Annotated in this window: 7 protein-coding genes and 1 pseudogene; 6 read left to right on the forward strand and 2 right to left on the reverse strand. The window is 45.0% G+C overall.

Translation table 11 applies throughout. The features are described 5' to 3' along the window. Positions 1–93: 93 nt before the first annotated feature. On the reverse strand, positions 94–1,266 hold the full coding sequence (locus MiSe_RS44460) for an RNA-guided endonuclease InsQ/TnpB family protein (protein ID WP_226592966.1): 1,173 nt from the start codon (positions 1,264–1,266) through the stop codon (positions 94–96). Positions 1,267–1,373: 107 nt separating this feature from the next. Here MiSe_RS44460 and MiSe_RS44465 point away from each other — a divergent pair. From MiSe_RS44465 to MiSe_RS44490, 6 genes and pseudogenes are all read left to right on the forward strand, one after another. Next, positions 1,374–1,586, forward strand: a pseudogene (locus MiSe_RS44465) (pentapeptide repeat-containing protein); the annotation flags it as partial. A gap of 418 nt (positions 1,587–2,004) precedes the next feature. Next, positions 2,005–2,967: an RNA polymerase sigma factor, RpoD/SigA family gene (locus MiSe_RS44470; protein WP_226592970.1), complete on the forward strand. Its 963-nt coding sequence runs from the start codon at positions 2,005–2,007 to the stop codon at positions 2,965–2,967. Positions 2,968–3,114: 147 nt separating this feature from the next. Then, complete coding sequence (locus MiSe_RS44475; protein ID WP_226592972.1) at positions 3,115–3,519, forward strand: fasciclin domain-containing protein; 405 nt, start codon at positions 3,115–3,117, stop codon at positions 3,517–3,519. A 580-nt stretch (positions 3,520–4,099) separates the two neighbouring features. Beyond that, positions 4,100–4,384 (forward strand): pentapeptide repeat-containing protein, encoded by a 285-nt coding sequence (locus MiSe_RS44480; RefSeq protein WP_226592973.1) that lies wholly within the window; start codon positions 4,100–4,102, stop codon positions 4,382–4,384. Between the two features lie 390 nt (positions 4,385–4,774). Beyond that, positions 4,775–5,734, forward strand: coding sequence for an orange carotenoid protein N-terminal domain-containing protein (locus MiSe_RS44485; protein WP_226592975.1), 960 nt, complete (start codon positions 4,775–4,777; stop codon positions 5,732–5,734). 501 nt (positions 5,735–6,235) lie between these two features. Further along, a complete protein-coding gene (locus MiSe_RS44490) occupies positions 6,236–6,745 on the forward strand; it encodes a TIGR00725 family protein (RefSeq protein WP_226592977.1) in 510 nt (169 codons plus the stop codon). Between the two features lie 324 nt (positions 6,746–7,069). Here MiSe_RS44490 and MiSe_RS44495 read toward each other — a convergent pair. Beyond that, on the reverse strand, positions 7,070–9,983 hold a 2,914-nt coding region (locus MiSe_RS44495; protein ID WP_226592979.1), incomplete at its 5' end, for an Ig-like domain-containing protein.

The raw sequence follows: 9,983 nt of genomic DNA on the forward strand, positions 1-9,983 counted from the left end.
GGTATCATTACTTACTTCCAATGTAGGCGGGGTACTTGACCCTTTTACATGGCGACAGGGAGGTAGAATTCCCTGGAGAGTCTTTCCTCTCGGTCAGATGCGCCGTCTTTTCACGTCGCACCCAGAGACTTGACTTTCGACGCGCCCCGCCGTAGTTGCCAATTCCTTGAGAGCCAATCTTAAAATATTCAATGCTGCGTTTTCATCCCTGTCAGCGATAAATCCGCAGTGCGGACATTTATGGGTTCGAGTCGAGAGTGTTTTGACCACGGTTTTTCCACAGAAGGAGCAGTTTTGGCTGGTATAGTTCGGATTAACCGCTATCACCGGAACGCCATAAATAACGCCAAAATACTCCAACCACTCTCGAAACCTGTACCACGCAGCATCTGATATTGACTTGGCAAGACAATGGTTTTTTATCATGTTACGCACTTTTAGGTTTTCAATCGCTACCAAGTCGTTAGACCGGATGACGTGTTGGGCTAACTTACAAACCCAATCGTTGCGCCTGCGAGAAATCTTAAGATGCGCTTTACCCAGCTTATTTTTAGCTTTGGCTCGGTTTTTACTCGCTTTTTCAGTTTTTGATAAGCGACGCGAATAACGTTTAATTTTTCGCTCATCCTTCCTCAAAAACTTGGGATTCTCTACTTTTTCACCAAAGCTGTCGGTGTAGAAATCTGTTAAACCAACGTCTAAACCAATCTGTCTGCCTGTTAGTTCTTTGACTTCCTCCCTTTTGTGGTCGATTAAAAACTGTGCGTAATAGCCATCATGCCTTCTCATCACCCTGACTCGTTTAATTTGGTCTAGTTGGTAGAAGTGTAAATCCCTAGTACCCCAAAGTTTAAAAACACCAGCTTTAAATCCATCAGTGAATTCCAGATATCTTCTATCTAAGAATAGCTTCCACCCGGTAACTTTGTATTCTACTGAGGCTCTGACTTGATTTTTTTTAAATTGAGGAAACCCCTTTTTTCCCTTGACTTGGGCTTTGCAGTTGCGATAAAACCGTTCAATGCTTGCCCAAGCCCTTTCAGCATGAGCTTGTCTTGCTTGAGAGTTCAGTAGGTTTGCCCAAGGGAATTCAGGATTCTTGGCTAAGATTGTGCAGTATTTGTAGGCATCGTTGCGACTTTTGACTAATCCATCTAGCCAAGCACGAATGATTGAATTGCGAACAAAACGACCAGTGCGAATGGCATTGTCTAGCTGTTCATACTGGTCGAGAGTTCCTTCTAGTTTGGCTTCGTAGATTAGCATCTATTACGCTCAAGATTACGATAAGTGTATCATAGGTCTAGGGAAAAAGCCGTCCTATAAGGACGGGGCTTTAAACCCAATTTTCTGGTAATCTAGACCTTAGTGCGGTAAGCTTGGGTCATGCAGACCTGAGTTGTGCAAATCTGCTGAGAGCCAATCTGCGCCATGCCAACCTGCGTTGGGCAGATTTGCGCCATGCCAACCTCAGTTGGACAGACTTAAGGGGGGCAGATCTGAGTTGGGCAGATTTGAGCGGAGCAAACTTGAGTCATGCCAACCTGAAGGGGACAAAAATGCCGGATGGAAATATCCACGACTAGGTAGACTGTAAGCATTCAGCGCTTCAGTCATTAGCTAAACTTCTGCCAAGGCACTCAGGGAAAAGCTTGTGGCTTTATTGTGTGTTTGATTTTTCGCTCTTAACAGCTGAACTACCGATGTGGCTGAGATTTGACCCATGAATGCTGACAGTGAAGCAATTATATCGAGCGGGTATCAGCTCACAACATTTTGGTTCATCGTCCATAATGAAAGTACCCAATCAAGCCAACCAGTTCGGTAGGTTAGGCTGAATCTTCAAACCTTCAGATATTAGCGATCGGTGAATGTTTCTCAGGCAGTGAAGAGAATTATGGGACTCAACCATTTTTGCTAGTGCTGCGTTGATACTTGGCTCCGCCATATGAGACTAGGCGGAGGTTAATAGTTTTGTACCCATTGTCCATCTCTCCCACTAATATGAAGCCTACTCAACCTAATTTCAACAAAGATACGATCCGAGCCTATCTAATCGAAATTAATCGCATCCCTTTATTGACCAAGGAGGAAGAGATCGTCTATGGCAAGCAGGTTCAGCAGATGATGGCTCTGTATGAGGGTAAAGAAGCGCTGGCTCAATTGTTAGGTCGCGAGCCAAGTATTGAAGAGTGGACACAGAGGGCTAGCTTGAATGAGGATGAGCTGAAATCTGTCTTGGTGAAGGGGAAAAACGCAAAGCAAAAGATGATTGAAGCCAATTTACGTTTGGTGGTTTCTGTAGCAAAGAAGTATCAGAAGCGCAACGTCGACTTTTTGGACTTGATTCAGGAAGGTACTCTGGGTCTAGAGCGCGGTGTAGAAAAATTTGACCCGAAACAAGGCTACAGGTTGTCTACCTATATTTACTGGTGGATTCGTCAAGGCATAACTCGCGCGATCGCACAGCAAGGTCGCACCATTCGGCTCCCCAGTCACGTTCATGAAAAGCTCAGTAAAATCAGGAAGATTCAAAGGCAACTTTCTCATCAGTTGGGTCGTAATGCGACCCCATCAGAGATTGCTCAAGCCCTGGAGCTAAAAACCTCTGAAGTTAGAGAACTCTTGCTGCTAGCCCGACAACCCCTTTCTTTAGATTTACGAGTAGGAGAGAATCAGTACACAGAATTGGTTGAAATGCTGCCAGATAACAAACCTTCCCCAGAGGATTACACGATGGGCGAAGCATTGCGTTATGACGTTGAGCAATTATTAGCGGAACTGACCCCTCGACAGCGGGAAGTTGTGACGCTACGCTTTGGCTTCGACAACAACCCAGCACAGAGTTTGCAAGAAATCGGAGAGCGACTTGGGCTGAGTCGCGAACGGGTTCGTCAGATTGAGATGAAAGCCTTAGCTCACCTGCGTCGCCATACGTATAGGGTGCGAGAGTATCTTGTAATTTGATCTTTGCTCCAACTGTTTATGTATAAAAACTACTATGTATTTTATCCAATTAAAATACATAGATGAGGCAACTTTCTCAAAATCAATGCTATTTCGTAAAAAGTAGTTTATAGTGGTTAACAGATTACACAAAACTAGGTGCAATACTTGGCTAACATTGTTGATACTGCCGTTAAGGCTGGTTCTTTCAGTACCCTAGTTGCTGCAATCAAAGCTGCCAATCTGGTAGATACCCTAAAAGGCGCTGGTCCATTCACCGTCTTTGCGCCCACTGATGAAGCTTTTGCTAAGCTTCCAGAAGGCACGGTAGACTCCTTACTTAAGGACATTCCAAAACTTAAGAAAATCCTCACCTATCATGTCGTTTCAGGCAAGGTGATGGCGGCTGACGTGGTGAAGCTGAAGTCAGCCAAAACGGTTGAAGGTTCAGATGTGAAAATTGACGCTTCCAATGGCGGCGTTAAGGTTAATGACTCTACAGTCTCAACACCAGATGTTGCTGCTGATAATGGTGTCATTCATATCATTGATACCGTGTTGATGCCTGCGTAAGCAAGCGCTTAGATAGCAAGTACTATCTGTGGGGCAGCAACTACCTAACGCAAGTTGCTAGGTATAAACTTGGGTGTTGCTAATCGCTAATCGCTAATAGCTAATTGGTCAGCGTAGTAATATAGCATTGTTCTTGACCTTAGCCATTAGCCATTAGCCATTAGCCGCAAGGAGAGAGATAACTAGCAACTTGAGTTACCTATAGTTGCTGTCCCACTGCCGTTAATGCATCGCGCACCGAATTATATCCTGTCTGCTAGCGTCAGTTTTGTACAAATTCCGGTGTTGTAGGGGCTGGTTTTACCAAAGATACAGCGGATTGCAAGCTCGTCTAGGGAAAGCCTTAAGGCTGAGTTTGTGTAGCGGCACCCTTAAGGGTGCCGCTACACAAACTCTCGGTGCACCTCATACGACCGCAATCCGCCATATTTATCAGTAGCAAATGTTTATTGATAAACCAGCCCCCAATATATTTTGATTGCTGGGATGGATTTATTGATGTTAAAGCCATAGATGATGAAATTTAATATATAATAGATATATAAACAGCGACAACGCTACACGTTGTGAGGCAACCAATATGGATGCCAAAGAAGTTTTGAGACGATATGCAGCCGGGGAAAGGAATTTTAGGCAACAAGATTTGAGAGGACTCAGCTTGGTTAACGCAAATTTGACGGGAATCGATCTGACTGGGGCAAATTTAAACAACACAGACTTGAGTGGCTCAGATCTAAGCAATTCCAATCTAAATTGGGTCAGCCTCAAAGGAGCAAATTTAAGCAAAGCAAATTTGAGCCGGGTAAAAATGCCTGATGGGAGAATGCACAACGACCGCTTAGAGTCTGCCAATTATTTTGGCTAAGATTTGAGCGAGCGGGGAAATATTAAGAGATCCCAATGCCTATCGCTCGGCGTTTAAAGCCTCTCGCTCTAATGCTCTGGAATATTAGGCTGAAAACAAGGCGCTGTCAGAGCTAGAGGCTGCTTAATATTTACTTGATGAATCACTTCATATCAAAGAAGTTATATCAAATCCGGTTGCATCGGAATCATTAGTAGGGGCACGGCGTCAATAAGCTTTGTCGCCAGCGCAAAAGTCCTGGGCTGCCGTGCCCCTACGGCTGTAATTCCGATGTAACCGGAAACGATATTACTCTCTCTGACATATCAGTGTAAGAAGCTGATTTTAGTTAACTCTTTGCAAGAGAGCCAATCCCTGAACGATTTAATCTCACTTTTGGACAATTCAATCATGTCATACACCATCGATTTAGCTCGGTCAATTTTCCCGAACACCCAAGTTGCTGATGCGGTTCCAGCTACGGTTGAATCATTCGATCAACTCAGTGCTGAGGATCAGTTGGCTTTACTTTGGTTTGCCTATACTGAGATGGGAGTTACAATCACTCCTGCCGCGATGGGAGCCGCCAACATGGTCTTCGCAGAAAAAACTCTGACTCAAATCAAGCAGATGCCTCCAGGCGAGCAAACGCAAGTGATGTGCGATCTTGTTAACCATACTGACACTCCCATCTGCCACACCTATTCGTCTTTCGGCACGAATGTCAAGTTGGGCTTTTGGTATCAGTTAGGCGAGTGGATGAAACAGCGAATCGTTGCTCCCATTCCAGAACGCTATAAAATGTCTGCAAAGGCATCCGATGTGTTCCAAGCCATCCGCCAACTTGAACCGGGACAGCAACTGACCGTATTGCAGAATGTTGTTGTCAACATGGGATACGCCCCAACAGTTGGGACTGAAAAAGTCAAAGAACCTGTGGTTCCACCTAAAGTTCTCCCATCCCGAACTAAGGTCAGGATTAAGGGCATCAACAACTCTACAGTCCTGAGCTACATCGAGAGTATGAACGCCTTTGACTTCGAGGCGGCTGTGGCTTTATTTGCCCAAGACGGTGCCCTGCAACCGCCTTTCGAGAAACCGATTGTGGGTCAGGAGAACATCCTCAGGTATATGCGTGAAGAATGCTACGGACTCAAGTTGATGCCTGAACGGGGGGTATCTGAGCCAGCAGAAGGAGGGTTCACCCAGATTAAAGTGACGGGTAAAGTGCAAACTCCCTGGTTTGGTGACAGTGTTGGCATAAACCTGGCATGGCGGTTCTTGCTTAATCCTCAAGGCAAGATTTTCTTGGTAGCCATTGACTTGCTGGCATCTCCCAAGGAACTGCTCAACTTGGGAGCAGTCCGGTAGAACGCGCTTGGGGTGGCTTGGGATGTAGGGCAATTCTATGTAACCCTACTGGATGCTCTGGAAAGTTTGCTTCGCTTACATAACCTAGATTGGAGAATCGTTATGTCAAAATCAAAACAGAAAAAAGGCAACAGAGAAGCCAAAAAGCCAAAAGCGCAATCTGATGACACTAAGAAGCAAAAGAAAGACCCCAATAGATATGATAGCTTGTAACAAGTCTATTGAATAGTTCCCACGATCGACGAAACATTGAACCCTAAAAAGTTGATTAGTAGAGGAAACAGGTAGTAGGTAATTGGTAATACCAAATCCGGGTTAACCATCCCCCTTATTCTTACAGACCGCGCAGGCGGTCTTTGTTTGTGTAGCCGCGAATGCGAGTCGTTCGGCATAAAAGGGGTAATGAAAGCGGATTTGGTATAATAGGGAATTTGGGCTTGCTCTGAAATATGAAAGCCCACTCTTCCCGATTAGTAATTAGCCATGAGCAATTAGCAAACCATGAAAAAAATCATTATTGGCGTCATGGGGCCTGGTGAAAATGCTACCCCATCCGATTTAGAAACTGCCCGCGAATTGGGTAAACTAATTGCTCAACAAGGATGGGTATTATTGACAGGTGGTCGAAATGTTGGCGTGATGGATGCTGCAAGTATAGGCGCAAAATCGGCAAATGGTTTAACAGTTGGAATTCTGCCTTCATCTGATACCAGCAATGTTTCTAATGCCGTTGATATTGCCATTGTTACCGATATGGGAAATGCCCGGAATAATATCAATGTACTTTCTGCCGATGTGGTAATTGCTTGCGGCATGGGTGCGGGTACAGCATCAGAAATTGCTCTGGCGATTAAAGGGAATAAGCCAGTTATTTTGTTGAATTGCGACGAGAAGAGTAAGGATTTTTTTATGAGTTTAAAAGATGTAGCGATCGCATCCACTCCCCAAGCCGCAATTCAACAAGCCAAACAAGCGATCGCTTTGATTCGTCAACTAAGCGATTGGGCATAATTAAACACAACAAAAACCCGGTTTGTGGTCGCTTGAAGATATGCGTTCGCACTCTTATTATGATTCCAGCCAATTTCTCGCACCAATGGTGCGAGTTTTTTATTATTACTCCTATTGTACCAGACTAGCAATGTTTCTGATGCGGTTGATATTGCGATCGCACCCACTCCCCAAGCAGCGATTCAAATAGCCAAACAACTGATAACGGCGATAGTTCATCCCACTGGAGAATGATAGAGGTAGATAATTAATGAATGAGAATCCCGGTTTCTCGAAGAAACCGGGATTCTGGTGCAGAATGTTTCTATCCCTTTTCTTCTCCCTCTAACCTGGAAGCAAGTTACTATCCAAAGGACTGGGTTTGCGTCCTTCAAGTTGTCCCCACTCGATAAAGTGTGCAAAACCAGTACGGAAATCGCGCCTTTCTACCGCTTCTTTCACATCCGGATTTTGTTCCAAATAATAGTCTTCATCGAATTGCAAGCGTTTGGCACTTGGATTGAACGAATTGGGTAGGCGTCCTTCAAATTGTCCGTGTCGGATAAAGTGTCGCAGTCCACTGCGGAATTTTTTGTCATCAACTGCTGCTTTGACATCTGGATTTTGTTCTAAATAATAGCTTTCATCAAACACCCATACCCTGAAATCGCGGTCTTCTTTTTCTCCATGTCTGACGAAGTGAGAAAAACCGTTCTTGAATTTGCGCTTTTCTACTGCTGCTTTCACATCAGCATGTTGTGCGAGATAATAACGTTCGTCAAAGACTAAAGTTAACCCGCCACCACCTGCAACGCCAAATTCCTCTGAATCTTGGTCATCTTCTGCGGGGTTATTATTATTGGGAATTGAATCGGGATCGGTTTCTCGTACAGCGGTTACTTGTCCGGTTGTCACTAGGGAACCAGTTTTCTCAACTTTGACGATAATATCTAAGGTGCGGCTGAGATTTTCTCTGATATTTCCCAGTTCCCACATTCCGGTATTGCTGTCATAAATTCCTTGGTCGGTGGCGGCGGATAGGAAACTGACTCCGGGGGGTAATAAGTCAGTTATTTTGATGCGACGTGCAACGCCTTTGCCTTTATTGGTGAGGGTGTATTTTAACGTTACTTCATCGCCGATATAGGGAGTTTTGTTGCTAATTGTTTGGACTAATTCTAAGTCTGCCGGATCGGAAATGGGTTTATAAACACCGCCAAAGGCTGTATTTCCAAATACGACATAACTCTTTCCTGGCGCATTGTTAAACAAGCTGCCTGGAGTGCCGATAATCAAGTCTCCCAGTCCATCTCCGTTGATGTCTCCGGCACCGCTAACGGCTGTTCCGGTTAAGTCATCGGCAGTAGCACCGTTGAAAATAAAGCCGTTATTACCATTCAATTCTGCCTGGTTAAAACTAGCAGGAAATGCTTGGTTGCTGCCAAATAAAATATAACTCTTTCCTGCGGTATTATTACCATTGGCAGATGCACCGGAAGCGCCAATTATAATGTCATCAAATCCATCGCCGTTGATATCTCCTGCACCATCAACAGAAATACCGGAACGTTCTTCTATTTGGGTGCCGTTGATGACAAAACCATTGCTACCATTAAGTTGATTCAGGTTGACAACGGGGGCAAATTCTGCTTGCTTGCCGAAGACAATGTAAGTCTTACCTGCGGCTGGGTTATTGTTAGCAGTGGCATCGGCAACGCCAATTATTAAATCGTTAAGTCCATCGCCGTTGATATCGCCTGCACCGCTGACGAAGGTGCTGGTATTAATTTCGACGCCTTCGATGACAAAACCATTTTTACCGTTGAGTTCGGAACGGTTGACGACGGCGGGGATGCCTTTTCTGGAACCAAATAAAACTTGGATTTTTCCGGGAGTATTGTTATCGGGATTGGCTGCATCTGTGCCGATAATTAAGTCAGCCATGCCATCGCCGTTGATATCGCCAACTCCTTTGACGGAACTGCCGGAATTGCCATCGGTGTCGTTAATGACAAAACCGTTTGTGCCGTTGATATCGGTTGTGTTGAGACTGGGGGAGAAGCTGCCTTTTCGACCATATATAATATAGCTCTTGCCAGCGGAACTATTTAACGGCCCTGGTGCATTTACTAACAGGTCATCTAAGCTATCTCCGTTGAGATCGCCGAGTTTGCTAATGGATAAACCTACGTAGTCAAATTCGTTGTTGCCGTTGAAGACAAAACCGTTGTTGCCGTTGAGTTCGGATAAGTTGAATCTGACGGGAAATGGGTTTTTACTGCCAAATACAATATAGGTTTTGCCTGCATTATTTTTGCCGTTTGCTGTCGCACCAAACACACCAATTGCTAAGTCATCTATGCCATCGCCGTTGACATCACCCGCGCTGCTGACAGCACCGCCGCTGAAGCCATTGGGATCGACGCCGTTGATGATAAAACCGTTGCTGCCGTTCAAGTTAGCGGGGTTGAAATTAACTGGGAAACCTGCTTTGCTGCCAAATAAAATATAGCTTTCCCCGGCGGCGTTGTTGCCATTTGGATCGGCTGCAAATGCACCGATAATTAAGTCGTCAAAACCATCGCTATTGAAGTCACCAATGCTGCTGGTAGAAACTCCGGTAAAGTTACCTGCATTGCTGCCATTTAAGACAAATCCATTGCTACCGTTGAGGTTAGAAAGATTGAAAGCGGGTACGGAAATGGTAACTTTGCTGGTACTGGTTTCTTTGCCGTCGGTGAGGGTGTAATTAAACGTGTCAATGCCTGTAAAATTGGCAGGTGGGGTGTAAATTAATTGGTCGTCGCTCTTGTTGTCGGGTGTGGCGTTATCATCTAATTTGATATTGCCGCCTTTGGTTGTGGTTGCGTCGAAATTGGCGATCGCTAGCGGTACTCCCAGCGTCCCTTCGTCGTTCTCCACTACATTAATTTTGACGGGGGTATTGACAAAAGTGCTGCTAAAATCTTCAAATGCTCTGGGTGGGATGGCGATCGCAAGTATACTATCGGGGGTTTGGGATGCGATCGCTGCTTCCACAATACTGGGGTCAAAATTAGTCAGTACGAGGTCAATAATGGCAGCTTCGCGGATGGCAGGATTTGTAATAGAATTGCCGATTAGTTCCTCTGCTTTTTGAATATCTGCGGCGCTTAAATCTTTGAGAGTAACTTTCTGACGCGGGAAGTTTTTATTGGTAAAAGTATTGGTGTCTTCACCGGATTTGTAGTCAAACAAAGACTCCCCTTGAGAGATGCGC

The organism is Microseira wollei NIES-4236 (assembly GCF_020521235.1).
Classification (GTDB): domain Bacteria; phylum Cyanobacteriota; class Cyanobacteriia; order Cyanobacteriales; family Aerosakkonemataceae; genus Microseira; species Microseira wollei.

Coding starts and splice junctions, on each gene's coding strand:
- MiSe_RS44470 (WP_226592970.1), top strand. CDS start 2,005: ATGAAGCCTACTCAACCTAATTTCAACAAAGATACGATCCGAGCCTAT.
- MiSe_RS44480 (WP_226592973.1), top strand. CDS start 4,100: ATGGATGCCAAAGAAGTTTTGAGACGATATGCAGCCGGGGAAAGGAAT.
- MiSe_RS44485 (WP_226592975.1), top strand. CDS start 4,775: ATGTCATACACCATCGATTTAGCTCGGTCAATTTTCCCGAACACCCAA.
- MiSe_RS44490 (WP_226592977.1), top strand. CDS start 6,236: ATGAAAAAAATCATTATTGGCGTCATGGGGCCTGGTGAAAATGCTACC.
- MiSe_RS44460 (WP_226592966.1), bottom strand. CDS start 1,266: ATGCTAATCTACGAAGCCAAACTAGAAGGAACTCTCGACCAGTATGAA.